Annotated in this window: 14 protein-coding genes; 1 reads left to right on the forward strand and 13 read right to left on the reverse strand. The window is 52.6% G+C overall.

The window, feature by feature from the left end:
- Positions 1 to 113: 113 nt before the first annotated feature.
- From rpoS to rlmD, 13 genes are all read right to left on the reverse strand, one after another.
- Positions 114 to 1,121: an RNA polymerase sigma factor RpoS gene (gene rpoS / locus D6M16_RS17965; RefSeq protein ID WP_120513272.1), complete on the reverse strand. Its 1,008-nt coding sequence runs from the start codon at positions 1,119 to 1,121 to the stop codon at positions 114 to 116.
- A 54-nt stretch (positions 1,122 to 1,175) separates the two neighbouring features.
- The gene (locus D6M16_RS17970; protein ID WP_120513273.1) at positions 1,176 to 2,237 is read right to left on the reverse strand and encodes a peptidoglycan DD-metalloendopeptidase family protein; all 1,062 of its coding nucleotides are present in this window, start codon (positions 2,235 to 2,237) and stop codon (positions 1,176 to 1,178) included.
- Between the two features lie 3 nt (positions 2,238 to 2,240).
- Positions 2,241 to 2,870 (reverse strand): protein-L-isoaspartate(D-aspartate) O-methyltransferase, encoded by a 630-nt coding sequence (locus D6M16_RS17975; RefSeq protein ID WP_027253554.1) that lies wholly within the window; start codon positions 2,868 to 2,870, stop codon positions 2,241 to 2,243.
- Between the two features lie 2 nt (positions 2,871 to 2,872).
- Positions 2,873 to 3,622, reverse strand: a complete 750-nt coding sequence (gene surE, locus D6M16_RS17980) for a 5'/3'-nucleotidase SurE (RefSeq protein WP_120513274.1) — start codon at positions 3,620 to 3,622, stop codon at positions 2,873 to 2,875.
- On the reverse strand, positions 3,603 to 4,667 hold the full coding sequence (gene truD, locus D6M16_RS17985; RefSeq protein ID WP_205576943.1) for a tRNA pseudouridine(13) synthase TruD: 1,065 nt from the start codon (positions 4,665 to 4,667) through the stop codon (positions 3,603 to 3,605). Before truD ends, surE begins: the two co-directional genes overlap by 20 nt.
- Before the next feature lie 30 nt (positions 4,668 to 4,697).
- Positions 4,698 to 5,171, reverse strand: coding sequence for a 2-C-methyl-D-erythritol 2,4-cyclodiphosphate synthase (gene ispF, locus D6M16_RS17990; RefSeq protein WP_027253557.1), 474 nt, complete (start codon positions 5,169 to 5,171; stop codon positions 4,698 to 4,700).
- Positions 5,171 to 5,866 (reverse strand): 2-C-methyl-D-erythritol 4-phosphate cytidylyltransferase, encoded by a 696-nt coding sequence (gene ispD / locus D6M16_RS17995; protein ID WP_120513275.1) that lies wholly within the window; start codon positions 5,864 to 5,866, stop codon positions 5,171 to 5,173. The genes ispF and ispD overlap by 1 nt, the downstream gene beginning before the upstream one ends.
- A 36-nt stretch (positions 5,867 to 5,902) precedes the next feature.
- Positions 5,903 to 6,184: a cell division protein FtsB gene (gene ftsB, locus D6M16_RS18000; protein ID WP_120513276.1), complete on the reverse strand. Its 282-nt coding sequence runs from the start codon at positions 6,182 to 6,184 to the stop codon at positions 5,903 to 5,905.
- Between the two features lie 186 nt (positions 6,185 to 6,370).
- Complete coding sequence (eno, locus tag D6M16_RS18005) at positions 6,371 to 7,672, reverse strand: phosphopyruvate hydratase (RefSeq protein ID WP_027253560.1); 1,302 nt, start codon at positions 7,670 to 7,672, stop codon at positions 6,371 to 6,373.
- 80 nt (positions 7,673 to 7,752) lie between these two features.
- Positions 7,753 to 9,396: a CTP synthase gene (locus tag D6M16_RS18010; protein ID WP_120513277.1), complete on the reverse strand. Its 1,644-nt coding sequence runs from the start codon at positions 9,394 to 9,396 to the stop codon at positions 7,753 to 7,755.
- Between the two features lie 169 nt (positions 9,397 to 9,565).
- Positions 9,566 to 10,378 (reverse strand): nucleoside triphosphate pyrophosphohydrolase, encoded by an 813-nt coding sequence (gene mazG / locus D6M16_RS18015; protein WP_120513278.1) that lies wholly within the window; start codon positions 10,376 to 10,378, stop codon positions 9,566 to 9,568.
- A gap of 78 nt (positions 10,379 to 10,456) precedes the next feature.
- On the reverse strand, positions 10,457 to 12,682 hold the full coding sequence (gene relA, locus D6M16_RS18020) for a GTP diphosphokinase (protein ID WP_120513279.1): 2,226 nt from the start codon (positions 12,680 to 12,682) through the stop codon (positions 10,457 to 10,459).
- 74 nt (positions 12,683 to 12,756) lie between these two features.
- Entirely contained in the window at positions 12,757 to 14,094 is a 1,338-nt protein-coding gene (gene rlmD, locus D6M16_RS18025; RefSeq protein WP_120513280.1) for a 23S rRNA (uracil(1939)-C(5))-methyltransferase RlmD, read from the reverse strand.
- 156 nt (positions 14,095 to 14,250) lie between these two features.
- On the opposite strand from rlmD, the gene barA reads away from it, so the two are divergent.
- Positions 14,251 to 17,019 (forward strand): two-component sensor histidine kinase BarA, encoded by a 2,769-nt coding sequence (gene barA / locus D6M16_RS18030; RefSeq protein WP_120513281.1) that lies wholly within the window; start codon positions 14,251 to 14,253, stop codon positions 17,017 to 17,019.
- Positions 17,020 to 17,138 lie beyond the last annotated feature (119 nt).

Consider the following 17,138-nt stretch of genomic DNA (forward strand, 5'->3'; position numbering starts at 1 on the left):
AAAGGACGCCGAAGCGTCCTTTTTTTACCTTTTTACCTTGTTTCTTATTTCTTGTTGTTGGGTTCTTCTTTCTATTTTCGTTGTGTCAGCATGCACTAAAAAGTGCGTTTACCTTAGATTTCCTGATTGAACAGGGATTCAATATTCAAGCCCTGATGTGTCAGCATGTCACGCAGGCGGCGCAGGCCTTCGACCTGGATCTGGCGAACACGCTCTCGGGTCAGGCCAATCTCACGACCGACATCTTCAAGGGTGGAAGCTTCATAGCCCAGCAGACCAAACCGTCGGGCCAGTACTTCACGCTGTTTGGGGTTCAGTTCCTGCAGCCAAGTGACAATAGAGGTTTTCATATCGTCATCTTGCGTGGAGGTTTCCGGGCCGCCACAACGTTCATCCGGGATGATATCCAGCAGGGCTTTTTCTGTATCGCCGCCAATCGGGTTATCAACTGAACCGACACGTTCATTCAGACGCAGCATGCGGTTAACATCATCCACCGATTTATCCAGCTGAAGGGCTATATCTTCTGCTGTAGGCTCATGATCCAGCTTTTGAGCCAGCTCTCGAGCCGTACGCAGATACACATTCAGCTCTTTCACCACATGAATTGGTAAGCGGATTGTCCGGGTCTGGTTCATGATGGCCCGTTCAATGGTCTGACGGATCCACCAGGTTGCATAGGTAGAAAAACGGAAGCCGCGCTCAGGGTCGAATTTTTCTACCGCGCGGATCAGGCCCAGATTACCTTCTTCGACCAGATCCAGCAGGGCAAGACCACGGTTGCTGTAACGACGGGAAATTTTCACCACTAAACGCAGGTTACTTTCGATCATACGTTTGCGGGCGACTTCATCTCCCCGCAGCGCGCGGCGGGCATAGAGAACTTCTTCTTCGGCAGTTAAAAGTGGGGAAAAGCCGATTTCACCGAGATAAAGCTGAGTGGCATCCAGTGCTTTCTGAGTGACACTGTATGACGAGATATCCAAATCTTCGTCGGCGTCATCAACCTCTGAGTCTGATTTTGCTGAAACGTCGGCTTCCTGTTCTTCAACATCGAGCTCCATCTCATCGTCAAACTCTTCATAGTTTTCGATATCAGTAGCTGCATTACTTCTGCTCATAGCGCCTCCCAGATAGCGTTTTGCAAATCCGGTTCACCACGCCCGAGTAGTCTGTCAGTTTGGCAGGTACTTGAGCGGATTCACTGACTTGCCTTTATAACGGATCTCAAAGTGCAGTCGGACACTGTTCGTTCCCGAGCTGCCCATCAAAGCAATTTTTTGCCCTGCGGTTACCGTATCTTGCTCCCTGACGAGTACTCTGTCGTTATGTGCGTAAGCACTCAAGTAGTCGTCATTGTGCTTTATAATGACAAGGTTGCCATAACCCCGTAATGCATTGCCGGCATACACCACTTTCCCTGCAGCCGTTGCGTTGACGTCCTGCCCTCTCTGGCCAGCGATATCAATGCCTTTGTTGCCATTATCACTGCTGGAAAAACGGGAAATGACCCTTCCCTTTGCCGGCCATACCCAGCTGTCAACCTTGTCAGCAACAGGCGCTGGCGTCTTGCCTGCCTTGTTACTTGTGTTAGTCTTGTTTGTAACAACTTTGTTACTTTTTGAGTCTTGAGAGTACTCTTTTGTGGGAGCGCGATCAACATCTTTATTGACGGTTTTTTGCACGCTTTTTGCAGGTGTTGCAGCCGAATTGTTCTTGGCAGGAGCAGGTTTATTCGCTGGCTTACTCGGGGTTGTTGATTTTACTGGTGGTTTAGCGACCGCCACAGCAGCTGATGCTCCTGTCGTACCGGAAGCGACAGCTGCTGTGGCAACTGGACCGACCACAACAGTGGGCTGATACGGCACAACTTCACGTTTAGGTGGCGCTGGCGGTTTTTTGTTGATGACTGGCGCAGGCTGAGCAGCCACTTTGTGGCCGAACTGAGGGGCTACGTATTTGGACTTCCACAGAAACAGTTTCTGGCCGGGATAAATCGTATAAGGGGGAGCCAGCTGATTAAGTGCAATCAAGTCGTTGACATCACGACCTGAGAGGTAAGAGATAAAGTAAAGGGTGTCACCTTTTTGCACTTCATAGTAACTGCCCCGGTAACTGCCAGGCCGGGTGTTGTCATAGTTCGCGCCATCAGGCGGATAAGTGGCACAGGCCGACAGCAACAAACAGGCTGCCAGTACCATCGGGACTTTGTGCTTTTTTCCGCTAAAACCTTTCATGCGCTACGCCAGCTCCCCTGCGACCAGAGGCACAAAACGGACCGGCGCGATTTCATCTGTCACATAGTGACCGTCCAGTAAGCGGATGCGTTTCAGCATCTGGTGTTGCTCACCAACAGGGATCACCAGGCGACCGCCTTCGGACAGTTGCTCCAGCAACGCCGGCGGAACGACCTCCGCGGCGGCCGTCACTATAATGGCATCGAATGGCCCTTTGCTTGCCCATCCCTGCCAGCCATCACCATGCTTGGTCGAGATATTATGTAAGTCCAGCTGTTTGAAACGGCGCTTGGCCTGCCACTGTAAAGCCTTAATGCGTTCAACCGAGTACACATGCTCCACCATACGAGACAGAATCGCGGTCTGATAACCAGAGCCGGTGCCAATTTCCAGTACTCGAGTACCGGGTTGCAAGGCAAGCAGCTCTGTCATTCTGGCCACAATATAAGGCTGTGAAATGGTCTGCCCACGCCCGATGGGCAGGGCATTATTCTCGTAAGCCTTGTGCGACAAAGCTTCATCAATAAAATGCTCACGGGGAACGGTATCCATTACCCGCAACACCCTACGGTCTGCTATCCCCTGCTGAGACAAATATTCCATCAGGCTATGGCGTTGTTCCGCATAGCGCATTATCAGTCGCTCTCCACTTGTTTCATCCACTGTGTCAGGTCGTCCAGCGCGTCGTGTGCTGTCAGATCAACCTGAAGCGGTGTAATTGATACTTGCTTGTGTTCTATCGCATAAAAATCTGTACCTGGCCCGGCATCCTGGCAACTGCCGGGAGGACCAAGCCAGTAAATCGTTTTGCCGCGAGGATCGACGTCCCTGACCATTTTTTCCGCGCGGTGACGGGCACCCAGACGCGTTACCTGCCATTCACCCAGTTCCGACAAAGGTACATCCGGCACATTGATATTGAGAATTTTATTTCTCGGCAAAGGCTGCGCCATCAGGCGCCCCACCACTTCTTTGACTACCTGGGCGGCCGTCGCAAAATGTTCGCGCCCGACCAAAGATACGGCAATGGCCGGTACGCCGAGAAAATGCCCTTCCGTCGCAGCAGCCACAGTGCCTGAATACAGCACATCATCACCCAGATTGGCGCCGTGATTAATCCCGGCCACCACAATGTCGGGTTTATCGGTCAGCCACTCGTTCAGTGCGAAGTGTACGCAGTCCGTTGGCGTCCCTTCCACCGACATACGCCTGAGACCTTCTTCGCGGACACGCAAAGGGGTTTCCAGTGTCAGTGAATTGGAGGCACCGCTGCGATTACGATCCGGTGCCACCACATACACCTCCCCCAGCTCTTTGAGGGTATCGGCCAGTGTGTTGATTCCTTCAGCAAAGATGCCATCATCATTACTGATCAAAATTCGCATATCTGCCATCCTTCTGCTCAGGCTCATCAATCAGCTCCCTCAATACTGCCGTGGCGAAACACCCTGCAGGTAAAGAGAACTGTACTTCCAGCTGATCAGCATGCAGTTGCCAGCTCATGTCTGCCGGACGCAGCATCAGAGGGCGACGTTCGTGTCGCATCCTGTTATCACGGATCAGTTTGAGCAGTAATGGCTCCTGTTCAATAACGGCCATTTCAAACGCCGCCACCTCACCTTGACTGGGCAACGCATTGTCACCAGTCACAGGTGCTGTTATCAGCCATTCGCCCGCCGCAACCTGAGCTTGCCATTCAGGCGTGATCTGCTCAACCAGTTGCCAGTCTTCACTGCCCTGTCGCTGAACACAGTCACCCGCCAACAAGGTGTCAGCCTTGCCATCGGCAATACGCTGGGACACCACCAGATTAAACAACCAAGAGCGGGCGGCTGACAGATAGAAGCTGCGCTTACTCTTGTCGCGGACACGAAATTCATCGTTACCCCAGGCTCTGGCTTTGACCACGTTGTTGCCATCATGACCAAAACGTTGCGCACCAAAGTAATTCGGTACGCCCTGCTGTTGAATCTTAACCAGACGCGCATCGAGATCCTGAGGATTATCCAGCCCGGTCAGACGCAGCTCAAAATGGTTGCCGGCCAGATCGCCGGGACGCAGTTTTTTGTCATGACGATCGGTCGCCAGCACTTCGACACCGGGGTGCTCAGCGACAAATTGCGTCAAATCCGGGTCTGGTTTACCCGGCAGGTGGACACTCAGCCACTGTTCGGTCACCGCGTGCCTGTCTTTCAGGCCAGCCCAGCTAACATCGCGGGATTTCACTCCGCACGCTTTCGCCAGCTCATTGACCACATATTTGGTGTTCTCGCCGGTTTTACGGATCTTCACCATGAAATGCTCACCACTGCCGGTGAAGTCAAAACCCAGTTGCTCTTTGACGATAAAATCTTCCGGGCTAACTTTGCTTCGTCCCTGGCAGACAGGCTTACCATTCAGCCAGCTCAGGCTGTCCATATCAATTGTCATATTCTTTCCGTTATACAGGAAGGGGCGGCGTCAGAGCGAGCGCAGCAAAACGACCGCTTCGCAGGCTATGCCTTCTTTGCGGCCCGTAAAACCCAAACGTTCAGTCGTTGTGGCCTTTACATTAATATTATCGACCGTGGTGTCGAGATCGTCGGCAATGGTTTGGCACATTTGTTCAATATAAGGCGCCATTTTCGGGGCCTGCGCAATAATTGTGACATCCAGGTTACCCAGGCGATAGCCTTTCGCTTTAACCTTGGCGTACACGTCACGCAGCAGCATGCGACTGTCAGCCCCCGCCCACTCCGCATCGGTATCCGGGAAATGACGGCCGATATCACCAGCACCTATTGCACCCAACAGTGCATCACATACAGCATGCAGAGCGACATCGCCATCGGAGTGAGCAATCAGACCCTGCTCATAAGGCACTGCCACCCCGCCGATAATCACCGGGCCATCACCGCCAAATTTGTGTACGTCAAAACCGTGTCCAATTCGCATTATGCCTGCTCCTTTTGTCGTTGCTGCAGGTAAAATTCAGCCAGTGCCAGATCTTCAGGCTGAGTGACTTTCAGGTTATCAGCCCGACCGGGCACCAGCCGCGGAGAAAAGCCGCAATACTCCAGTGCCGATGCTTCGTCTGTAAGCACTGCCCCTTCCGCCAGCGATTTGACCATGGCATCTCTGAGCTGTCTGACCCGAAACATCTGGGGGGTCAATGCATGCCAGAGATCGGTGCGATCCACTGTCGCTGCAATAGTTTGCTGGCCGTTACCACGCTTCATGGTATCGCGCACCGGTGCAGCCAGAATGGCACCAAAGGCATGCTGTTGTGCCTGTTCAATCAGACGGGATAAATCATCCTGGTGCAGGCAGGGACGGGCAGCATCATGCACCAGTACCCAGTCTTCATCTGCCAGTGTGGCCAGCCCGGAAAACACGGAATCGGCACGTTCGTTACCGCCCGGCACCACGACCACGTCCGGACGGCGGGCCAGAGACAAATGATTAAAATATGGATCGCCGTCACTGATCGCAATCACTACCCGGCCAATAGCGGGGTGTTGTAACAAGCTGTCTACTGTATGTTCCAGTATCGTTTTGCCTGCAATCACCAGATACTGCTTTGGCCTGTCGGCCTGCATACGACTGCCGACACCTGCAGCAGGCACTACCGCCGTTAAGATTTGAGTCATGATGGGTTTACTGCCAAGTTAACGCTGAGTGTCCCCCTAGAGGGAATGGTCACTGACTATGCGGAAAAAAGTTTCGCCGGGCTTGATCATACCCAGCTCATGCCGGGCCCGTTCTTCTACCGCTTCAAGGCCCTGATGCAAATCATTGATTTCTGCATACATCTGCTGATTACGCTGAACCAGCTCGGCATTCGCTTTTTGCTGTAGCGCAACATTGTTTTTAAGCGCCATATAATCAGACATGCCATTTTTGCCGGACCAGAATTCGTACTGCAACCAGGATAATACCAGCAGTAACACTGCACTGAATACACGCATGCAAGCCTCATTCTTGGGTAATTAACACAAGCAGACAGGCTCTCTAATCAGCCTCTAAGGCGGTAATAATCCCATAAAGCGCCGTATGTGACCAGTTCCAGACCCACCATTCGGGCAGAAAAAAGCCGCTCTGTTGAGCGGCTTATCATCCGGAGTCACTCTAAGTGACAAAAGTGAAGCTTCAGCTTATGCCTGACCTTTCACTTCTTTCAGACCGTTATACGGGGCTTTCTCGCCCAGCGCTTCTTCGATACGGATCAGCTGGTTGTACTTAGCAACACGGTCAGAACGGCTCATAGAACCTGTTTTGATTTGACCTGCTGCGGTACCCACTGCCAGATCAGCAATCGTTGCATCTTCAGTTTCACCGGAACGGTGAGAGATAACAGCGGTGTAACCGGCATCTTTCGCCATCTTGATAGCAGCCAGTGTTTCAGTCAGAGAACCGATCTGGTTGAACTTGATCAGGATAGAGTTAGCGATACCTTTGTCGATACCTTCTTTCAGGATCTTAGTGTTAGTCACGAACAGATCGTCACCCACCAGTTGCAGTTTGTCGCCCAGCAGTTCTGTCTGGTGCTTGAAGCCATCCCAGTCAGACTCGTCCAGACCGTCTTCGATAGACACGATTGGGTACTGGTTCGCCAGATCCTGCAGGTAGAAGTTAAATTCTTCAGAAGTGAAGATTTTACCTTCGCCTTTCATGTTGTAGTTGCCCGCTTCTTTGTCATAGAACTCAGAAGCTGCACAGTCCATCGCCAGCGTTACGTCTTTACCCAGTACATAACCTGCCGCTTCAACTGCTTCTTTGATTGCAGCCAGTGCCGCAGCGTTAGATTCCAGGTTTGGTGCGAAGCCACCTTCATCACCAACAGCCGTGCTCAGGCCTTTGGCTTTCAGTACTTTGGCCAGATTGTGGAACACTTCAGCACCGATACGCAGACCTTCTTTCAGTGTTTTGGCACCGACTGGCTGGATCATGAATTCCTGAATGTCTACGTTGTTGTCAGCGTGCTCACCACCGTTGATGATGTTCATCATTGGCAGAGGCATAGAGAACTGGCCCGGAGTGCCGTTCAGTTCAGCAATGTGTTCGTACAGAGGCATGCCTTTTGCAGCCGCTGCCGCTTTTGCGTTCGCCAGAGAGACAGCCAGGATAGCGTTAGCACCAAACTTAGATTTGTTTTCAGTGCCGTCCAGGTCGATCATGATTTGGTCGATGTCCGCTTGGCTTTTCGCGTCTTTACCAACCAGCGCCTGAGCAATAGGACCGTTAACCGCTTCAACGGCTTTCAGTACGCCTTTGCCAAGGAAACGAGATTTGTCGCCGTCACGCAGCTCCAGAGCTTCGCGGGAACCCGTTGATGCACCAGATGGTGCCGCAGCCATACCAACGAAACCGCCTTCCAGGTGGACTTCAGCTTCCACTGTCGGGTTACCGCGTGAGTCGATGATTTCACGACCCAAAACTTTAACGATCTTAGACATAGTGTTTCCTCTTGCTTTATTTTGATTTAAAAAAGCGAAAAAAAAGCTGCCGCACTCCATGTGCAACAGCTGTTTGTAACTTACTTCTCTTCGAACTCACCACGCTGGTGCTGACCAGCGGCTTTGACGAAACCTTCAAACAAAGGATGGCCATCGCGAGGTGTTGAAGTGAACTCAGGGTGGAACTGAGCCGCCACAAACCAAGGGTGATTCGGTACTTCGATAATCTCTACCAACTTCTTGTCAGCAGACAGGCCGGAAATTTTCAGGCCCGCTTCTTTCAGCTGAGGCAACAGGTTGTTGTTCACTTCGTAGCGGTGACGGTGACGCTCGTGAATGGTTGCACTGCCGTACATTTCACGCGCTTTGCTGCCCTCTTCCAGATGGCACAGCTGAGAACCCAGACGCATAGTACCGCCCAGATCCGACTCTTCCGTACGCTCTTCAACGTTACCGTCGCTGTCGACCCATTCAGTGATCAGGCCAACCACAGGATACGGTGATTTGGCATCAAATTCCGTCGAATGAGCACCGTTCATGCCCGCCACATTACGGGCGAACTCGATCAACGCCACCTGCATACCCAGGCAGATGCCCAGATAAGGGATATTGTTTTCACGCGCATATTGCGCTGTCATGATCTTGCCTTCAACACCACGACCACCAAACCCGCCCGGTACCAGAATCGCATCCAGGCCTGTCAGCATTTCTGCGCCTTTTGATTCAACATCCTGCGAATCTATGTATTTAATGTTCACAGACAGACGGTTTTTCAGGCCCGCGTGCTTCAGTGCTTCGTTGACTGACTTATACGCATCCGGCAGTTCGGTGTATTTGCCCACCATACCGATAGTCACTTCACCGGTCGGATTGGCGTCTTCATAGATAACACGCTCCCACTCGCTCAAATCGGCTTCCGGGGCGTTAATACCAAAGCGCTGACAAACCAGCTCATCCAGACCCTGCGACTTGATCAGCTGCGGGATCTTGTAGATGGAGTCAACGTCTTTCATTGAGATAACGGCTTTTTCCGGCACGTTACAGAACAGGGCAATCTTGGCACGCTCATTGGCCGGGATCATACGGTCAGAGCGGCAGATCAGCACATCCGGCTGAATACCGATAGACAGCAGTTCTTTGACTGAGTGTTGAGTCGGTTTGGTTTTCACTTCGCCGGCCGCGGCCAGGTATGGCACCAGAGTCAGGTGCATAAACATCGCACGCTCACGGCCCAGCTGCACGCCCAGTTGGCGAATCGCTTCCATGAATGGCAGGGACTCGATATCACCGACAGTACCGCCCACTTCGACGATAGCGACGTCGTGGCCTTCAGCACCGGCAATCACACGCTCTTTGATAGCATTAGTGATATGAGGGATGACCTGAATGGTCGCACCCAGATAGTCACCGCGACGCTCTTTACGCAGCACGTCTTCATAGACACGGCCGGCGGTAAAGTTGTTGCGCTTGGTCATCTTGGTACGGATGAAACGCTCATAGTGACCAAGGTCAAGGTCGGTCTCTGCACCGTCTTCCGTAACGAATACTTCACCGTGTTGAATCGGGCTCATAGTGCCTGGATCAACGTTAATGTAAGGGTCTAGCTTCATCATGGTCACTTTCAGACCACGGGCCTCTAAGATGGCCGCCAGTGAGGCTGCAGCAATACCTTTACCTAGGGAGGATACAACACCGCCCGTCACAAAAATGTAATTCGTTGTCATGTTTAACCTGGAAGATTGGTGTAGAGGATAAAAAGTATCTGGACGGGAAATTAGTATACCAGACACATTTTATTGCCACAACGTGAAAACTATCACAGTAAACCCAGACGCTTTTTGTTCCAAATCAAGCCCGCTATCTTTGATGAAAAGTCAGCTTACGGGTTAGTGCTCACTTTGATGCTGAAACAGACTTTTCCTTGCGTTTAACCTTTTCCCACTCAGCGTCCAGCTCATCCAGGGAACAAGCGTCGATCGACCTGCCCTGTTCCCGCACACAGCGTTCTACTTCGCGAAACCGGCGTTCGAACTTACGGTTCGCTTTCTGCAAGGCCATTTCCGGTTTCACTTTCAGGTGACGGCTCAGGTTAACAACCGCAAACAGCAGATCACCGACTTCCTCTTCGATGCGTTCCTGATTGGGTACCGCCTGATGGGCTTCTTCCATCACCTCGTCGATTTCTTCCTGTACTTTGTCAACGACCGGCCCCAGTGTAGGCCAGTCGAAGCCAAACTGGGCACAACGTTTCTGGATTTTATCGGCCCGGTTAAGCGCAGGCATTGCCTTAGGGATATTAGCCAGAATACTGTCATCCTGCCCTTTTTCTGCTCGCTCTTTGGCCTTTTCCGCTTCCCAGTTCGCATGTATTGCAGCTTCATCGGCGAAATCTTTATCTGCAAAAACATGAGGATGACGACGAATCAGTTTATGATTTATCGCGCCGACCACTTCATCAAAATCAAACAAACCTTGCTCTTTCGCCAGCTGGCTGTAAAAGATCACCTGAAATAACAGATCGCCCAGCTCTTCCTTCACATCCCCCCAGTTCTCTTCGGCAATGGCATCTGCCACCTCATAGGCTTCTTCCAGCGTATGCGGCACAATCGAGGCGAAATCCTGTTTGAGATCCCAGGGGCACCCCCGCTGCGGGTCGCGCAGCTGCGTCATGATGGAAAGTAAGGTGCTGATGGGCTTATCGCTCATGATGGTTTTCCTGTGCTCTGTATAGGGTTGTCATTTGGCACAAAACGGGCCGGGGCCCGTTCTGTCAATAGCATGAGATCAGTGCAGTCGTCTGGCTTCAAAGACATCTTTCACCTGCTCCAGGCGGAGAAGGAGCTTACCCAGACTGTCGAGATCGGTCAGCTCGATATCGAAATCCATAATCGCCATCTGCTTTTTGAAATCGATCCGGCTTTTCACGCCTGCTACTTTCACCTTTTCATTGTGCATGGTGTTGGTCAGATCTTTAATCAGGCCGTTACGCTCTGAAGCAGTCACTCTGACTGTCAGTGTGTAGCGCCCGGCAAAGCTGCCCCCCCAGACAGTATGAATAATCCGCTGTGGTGCGACATGACGCAGCTCTTCCAGTTGCTCACAGTCGCTGCGGTGCACCGAAATTCCCCGTCCCTGTGTGACAAAGCCGACTATGTCATCGCCGGGAATCGGCTGGCAGCAACGCGCCAGGTGGGTCATCAGGTTATCCACCCCTTCCACCACCACAGCATCACGCTGCGGTTTTTTCTGGCTGGCTTTGCTGCCCGCTTCGGTTAGCCGCTCAAGTAACTGCTGATCTTCTTCTTCCGCTGTCGGTTTATTTACCAGCGCATTGATGTGGTTAATGACCTGATTGATCCGCAGATCACCGCTGCCGATACCGGCGAACAGCTCATCCGTAGAATTCACGTTAAAGCGTTTCAGCGCGTAAGATTCAGCATCTTTCATGGTAGCGCCGATTTTATGCAGCTCCTGCTCCAGAATTTCCCGACCCGCTGCAATGTTTTTGTCTCTGTCCTGCTTGCGGAACCAGGCATGTACTTTAGCTCGTGCCCGGCTGGAATTGACAAATCCCAGGTTTGGATTCAGCCAGTCACGCGACGGATTTGGCTCTTTCTGGGTAATGATCTCGACCTGATCACCCATTTGCAGATGATAAGTGAAAGGCACAATACGCCCTTCTACCTTGGCACCGATACAGCGGTGACCCACTTCAGAGTGAATGTGGTAGGCGAAATCAAGCGGGGTGGCATTCAGAGGCAAGTCCACCACATCCCCTTTCGGGGTAAAGGCATAGACCCTGTCGTCGAAGACCTGACTGCGCAGTTCCTCGAGCATTTCGCCAGAGTCGGACATTTCTTCCTGCCAGGCCAGCAGCTTACGCAGCCAGTTGATTTTCTCATCGTAGGCTGAATGGGCGCCGGCGGAGGTGCCGGATTCTTTGTATTTCCAGTGCGCGGCCACCCCGAGTTCGGACTCTTCGTGCATCTGTTTGGTGCGAATCTGGATCTCAATGGTTTTGCCTTCCGGGCCGATCACCACAGTGTGGATCGACTGATAACCATTGGGTTTGGGGTTGGCTACGTAATCATCAAATTCTTTAGGCAGGTGCCGGTATTTGGTATGTACGACCCCCAGCGCCGCGTAGCAGTCTTGCAGCTGATCGGCGATAATACGCACCGCACGCACATCAAACAGCTCATCAAAGGCGAGATTCTTTTTCTGCATTTTGCGCCAGATGCTGTAGATATGCTTAGGGCGTCCATGCACCTCAGCCTTGATATTCGAGGCTTTCATCGACTCATCCAGATCCTTCACGAAATGGTCAATGTATTGTTCCCGGTCGATACGCCGCTCAGACAGCTGTTTGGCGATCTGCTTGTAGGTGTCAGGGTGCTTGTAGCGAAACGCGTAGTCTTCGATTTCCCACTTAAGCTGACCGATACCTAAACGGTTTGCCAGCGGAGCGTAGATATTGGAACACTCCCGTGCTGCGGCACGACGTACATTATCCGGCTCGTCCTTCACCTCGCGCAGATTACAGATTCGCTCGGCCAGTTTAATCACCACGCAGCGGAAGTCGTCCACCATAGAAAGCAGCATGCGGCGAATATTATCGACCTGTGCCGATTGTGCCGCGCCTTCTTTAATGGCGTTCAGCTGGCTTATCGCTGCCATCTGTTTGACGCCCTTGACCATCTGCAGAATGGTCTGGCCGTATTCCTCTTTGATGTCATCACTCTTGTAGAAGCCAGCTTCAACAAGCGGGAACAGCAGAGCCGCCACCAAAGTGTCAGTATCCATACTGAGCATTACCAGGATTTCAACCATCTCCCGGCCACGCCACAATAACTGGCCGGCCGCTTCCTTGTTGTCCAGATGCGCTTCACAGCGCTGATAGGTTTGGATCAGACGGTCCGAGGTTTTAGCATCCTGCAGCAGACTCTCTACCCAGGGTACCAACTCAAATTTAGCGTTTTCCTTCAAATGCGCACCGCGAACTGCGACCATGATTCTGTCCTGTATAGCGTTATTACGGATGGCTTCCTGTTACTCCCAGCGACCTTCGCAGGCACGTCCTGACATCAGGTTCGAATAAACAGTGCCATAGATTCTAAGTGACCCGTATGGGGAAACATATCCAGCATTCCCAGCCGTTGCAACTGATAGCCCTGCTGCAACAGGACCTGACTGTCCCGCGCCAGTGTGGACGGGTTGCAGGAAACATATAAAATCCGGCTGGGCGATAGCGCAGCCACTTCTTCCATTACCCCGGCAGCACCTGCACGTGCCGGATCCAGCAAGACTTTGTCGAAACCGTCTCTGGCCCAACTGAACGACTCAATACCCTGTTCAAGATTCCCTTGATAAAAAGCCGTATTCGCCAGCTGATTGAGTGCGGCGTTGTCACTGGCCCGCTGCACCATCTCATCCACACCTTCCACACCAACGACTTGCCGCGCTTTCTGAGCCAGCGGCAAACTGAAATTACCCAGGCCACAAAAAAGATCCAGTACTCTGTCCTGTGGTTGAATATCCAGCCAGTCCAGTGCCTGCTCTATCATCCGGGTATTCACCGTCCGGTTGACCTGAATAAAATCTTTGGGCGAGAACTGCAGCGTCAGGCCATTTACTGTATAGCAGGGAATGTCACCCGCCAGCTGACTCACTTCATCAGGCCCCGGAGCGAGGAAAAGCATAACATGATGACTGTCAGCAAATTGCTGAATTCTCGTCATATCCGGGTCAGAAAATGGCTTGAGATGTCGGATCAGTACCACAGGACCATTATCGGCTTCGACCAGCTCGACATGCCCCAGGTTCCGGCGGCCCTGTAGTTGCGCCAGCAATTCACGCAAAGGCGGCAGCAGAGCGTTCAGCGAAGCCGCCAGGACAGGACAATGCGCAATATCCACGATCGCTTTGCTCTGCTCCTGGCGAAAACCGAAACTCAGCCCTTTGCCCGATTCAACCCTGAGGCTGAAACGCGCGCTCCGTCTGTACTGCCACGCGTCTCCGGTAACAGGTTCATCCTGTACTATTGCTGTCGCCGTCTCATTTTCCCCTCCTAAGGCAAACTTCGCCATCAGCTCCCCCAGAGACTGGCGCTTGGCCGAGATCTGGGCAGAATGAGAGAGATGTTGCAAGTTACACCCGCCACACTGGTCATAAACAGGACACTGAGGTGTAATGCGCTCAGGACTGTCAGTCAGACGTTTGATGACTTTAGCCCGGGCATACTGTTTTTTATTGTCGGTGAGCTGCACCAGCGCACGTTCGCCAGGCAGTAATCCCGGAATAAAAACCGGTTTGCGGTCGAGATGGGCGATACCAGAGCCCAGATGGTCGAGACGTGAAACCATCACTTCTTTGTGTTTGGTGTCGCTGACAATTCGTTTAGTCGGCTTAAAAAAGCGTGCCATAATGTTGTAACTCACGGTGTTCTGTCGCCTTTTCAGGGCAACGCCGGATCGACATCAATTGTCGCTACGGTAAAGATTCATTAAGCTAAGGGCTGGAACATGCTTGCGTGACCAGCATAGACAGCAATTCTCCCACAGAATCGAATTCTTGTAACCATGACCAAATACGGACTTCGCGCCCGGGTTTTCACCCTGACATTAGCACCAACCCTGATCATTGGCCTGCTATTGAGCGCATTTTTCACATTGAGCCGCTACCGTGATCTGGAGCATCAGCTGATTGAAACCGGCACCAGCATCATAGAGCCGCTGGCGATTGCCACTGAATACGGCATGGCAGATCATAATCGTGAAGCGGTCAGACGCATCATCAGCTATGCCCATCGCAAGCATTCCGATATTGTACGCAGTATCGCGGTATTTGACGGCAATAATGAGCTGTTTGTGACCTCTAACTTCCATCGGAACTTTGAGGCGCTGATGTTTCCCGATGATCAGCCGATCCCCTTCCTGCCTGATATCGTCATCAATGACAGCACCATGATCATGCGGGCGCCGATTTTGACAGAAGCGCAGCAAAGTAACCTGTCAGCACCGGGGTTTCAGGCCAGAGCGCTGGGTTATATCGCCATTGAAATGGACATGAGTCCGCTGCGGCTGCAGCAGTATCAGGAAGTGTTCACTGCGCTGATGGTATTACTGCTGGGCCTTATTCTGTCAGGGTTATTTGCCTATCGTCTGATGCGCGATGTCACCCGCCCGATATCGCACATGATCAGTGTTGTGGACAGAATTCGCCGCGGGCACTTGGATATCCGGATTGAAGGCGAGTTGCTGGGGGAGCTGGATAACCTGAAAAACGGTATCAATGCCATGGCCATTTCGCTGTCTGACTACCACATCGAAATGCAGCAAAGCATCGATCAAGCCACGTCCGATCTGCGTGAAACCCTTGAACAGCTCGAAATACAGAACGTCGAGCTGGATATTGCCAAAAAGCGCGCTCAGGAGGCCGCCCGGGTCAAATCCGAATTTCTGGCCAATATGTCTCATGAGTTGCGAACGCCACTGAACGGCGTCATCGGCTTTACCCGCCAGATGCTCAAAACCCGGCTCAGTGCCAGTCAGCACGATTACCTGCTGACGATAGAAAAGTCCGCCAATAACCTGCTGACCATCATCAATGACATTCTGGACTTTTCCAAGCTGGAAGCCGGAAAACTGTTGCTGGAAAATATTCCGTTCGACTTCACCGACTCGCTGGATGAAGTCATGCGCCTGCTGGCACCCAGCGCCCACGAGAAAGGCCTGGAACTGACCCTGCGGGTTGATCAGCGTATCCCAACCGGCCTGATTGGCGATCCGCTGCGTATTCAGCAAGTGCTGACCAACCTGATCGGTAACTCAGTGAAATTTACCGAGCGCGGTAACATAGACATTGCCGTTGAGCTTAAAGCCGATCGCGATGAGAGCCTCGAATTGCAATTTATGGTCCGTGATACCGGGATTGGGATATCAGAGCGCCAGCAAGCGCAATTATTCCAGGCATTCAGCCAGGCTGATGCCAGTATTTCACGCCGCTACGGCGGAACCGGGCTTGGGCTGGTGATCACCCAGAAACTGGTCACTCAGATGGGTGGCGAGATCAGCCTGACCAGTCGCCTGCACCAGGGCTCAACGTTCTGGTTCACCCTCAAACTGACCAAAACGGATCTGCCGGTATCGCAGCCGATTGATACCAGCGAGCTGAAAAACCGCCACCTGCTGCTCATCGAACCCAACCTGCAGGCGGCCAACGTACTGCAGCAACGCCTGCTGCAGGCGGGACTGGATGTCACCTACCGGGCCGATATGCCGGAGGACGATGTCGAACATCACGACTTTGCCCTGCTCTGCCTGTCTCCGGGCGAACAGCCGCCGCTGGCAACGATTCTGGATAAAGTCTTTAAAGCCGAGCAACTGGCCGACAAAGTCTTGGTGTGTCTGCCCACCACAGAACTGGCGTTGTCCGAACGCTTGCTCAGTGCCGGTGTCACGGCTTGCCTGGGTAAACCTTTGGCCCGCCGTAAACTGTTCGATGCCTTGATTGGCCAGACAGATCAGCAAGAAGAGCCGGAACCCTTGCCACTGGCTCCAGCCAGCGATGCTCTGCTGCCTCTTACTGTGATGGCGGTTGATGACAACCCGGCGAACCTGAAGCTGATCGCCGCCCTGCTCAGTGAACGGGTAGAAACCGTGATTACCGCCACCGGCGGTCGCAAAGCCGTGGAATACGCCCAGCAAAAAGCCTTTGATTTAATCTTCATGGATATCCAGATGCCAGAGATGGACGGCGTCAGAGCCTGTGAGGCGATTCATGAAACCACGCTGAACAGCCATACGCCTGTGATCGCGGTTACAGCCCATGCCATGGCGGGCGAACGCGAGCGCTTGCTTCGCGCCGGTATGGACGATTACCTGACCAAACCCATTGAAGAGCAGATTTTGCAGCAGATGCTGGCAAAATGGATTCCGCAGCCCCAGAACAATCATTCTGCGCCTGCCGCGACCGCGACTGCCCCCGCAACGAAACCCGATGCTGTGAATAATAACGTCAGCTGGGACTGGGATCTGGCCCTGAAACAGGCCGCCGGCAAAGAAGGACTGGCCCGGGACATGCTGCAGATGTTGCTCGATTTTATGCCTGAAGTGGAAATGCTGGTCAATGAAGTGCTGGACGGCAAAGACATTGACCTGTGGCCGTCTATCCACAAACTGCATGGCAGTTGCGCCTACAGTGGCGTGCCGAGACTGAAAAACCTCTGCTACACCCTGGAAACCCAGCTCAAAGCCGGGAGTTCCGCCACCGAGCTGGAGCCTGAACTGTTTGAATTAATCGACGAAATGAACAATGTGGTCAGGGCGTCACAGGCCTACCGGCAGTAACACCCATCAAGCAGAAAGGATTATCCTTTCTGCTTTGCTTTATACTTTTGGTTACTTGGCAAACCAAGTGCAGACCAAGAATATTGACTGCGATTTGAGTCACTGATGGTTCAGAAATC

This window comes from Photobacterium salinisoli (assembly GCF_003614885.1).
Lineage (GTDB): Bacteria > Pseudomonadota > Gammaproteobacteria > Enterobacterales > Vibrionaceae > Photobacterium > Photobacterium salinisoli.

Bases quoted from the DNA above. Each gene is read 5' to 3' on its own strand.
- barA (WP_120513281.1), top strand. From the start codon at position 14,251: ATGACCAAATACGGACTTCGCGCCCGGGTTTTCACCCTGACATTAGCA.
- D6M16_RS18010 (WP_120513277.1), bottom strand. From the start codon at position 9,396: ATGACAACGAATTACATTTTTGTGACGGGCGGTGTTGTATCCTCCCTA.
- D6M16_RS17970 (WP_120513273.1), bottom strand. From the start codon at position 2,237: ATGAAAGGTTTTAGCGGAAAAAAGCACAAAGTCCCGATGGTACTGGCA.
- D6M16_RS17975 (WP_027253554.1), bottom strand. From the start codon at position 2,870: ATGCGCTATGCGGAACAACGCCATAGCCTGATGGAATATTTGTCTCAG.
- mazG (WP_120513278.1), bottom strand. From the start codon at position 10,378: ATGAGCGATAAGCCCATCAGCACCTTACTTTCCATCATGACGCAGCTG.
- ftsB (WP_120513276.1), bottom strand. From the start codon at position 6,184: ATGCGTGTATTCAGTGCAGTGTTACTGCTGGTATTATCCTGGTTGCAG.
- truD (WP_205576943.1), bottom strand. From the start codon at position 4,667: ATGACAATTGATATGGACAGCCTGAGCTGGCTGAATGGTAAGCCTGTC.
- rlmD (WP_120513280.1), bottom strand. From the start codon at position 14,094: ATGGCACGCTTTTTTAAGCCGACTAAACGAATTGTCAGCGACACCAAA.
- surE (WP_120513274.1), bottom strand. From the start codon at position 3,622: ATGCGAATTTTGATCAGTAATGATGATGGCATCTTTGCTGAAGGAATC.
- relA (WP_120513279.1), bottom strand. From the start codon at position 12,682: ATGGTCGCAGTTCGCGGTGCGCATTTGAAGGAAAACGCTAAATTTGAG.
- ispD (WP_120513275.1), bottom strand. From the start codon at position 5,866: ATGACTCAAATCTTAACGGCGGTAGTGCCTGCTGCAGGTGTCGGCAGT.
- eno (WP_027253560.1), bottom strand. From the start codon at position 7,672: ATGTCTAAGATCGTTAAAGTTTTGGGTCGTGAAATCATCGACTCACGC.
- rpoS (WP_120513272.1), bottom strand. From the start codon at position 1,121: ATGAGCAGAAGTAATGCAGCTACTGATATCGAAAACTATGAAGAGTTT.
- ispF (WP_027253557.1), bottom strand. From the start codon at position 5,171: ATGCGAATTGGACACGGTTTTGACGTACACAAATTTGGCGGTGATGGC.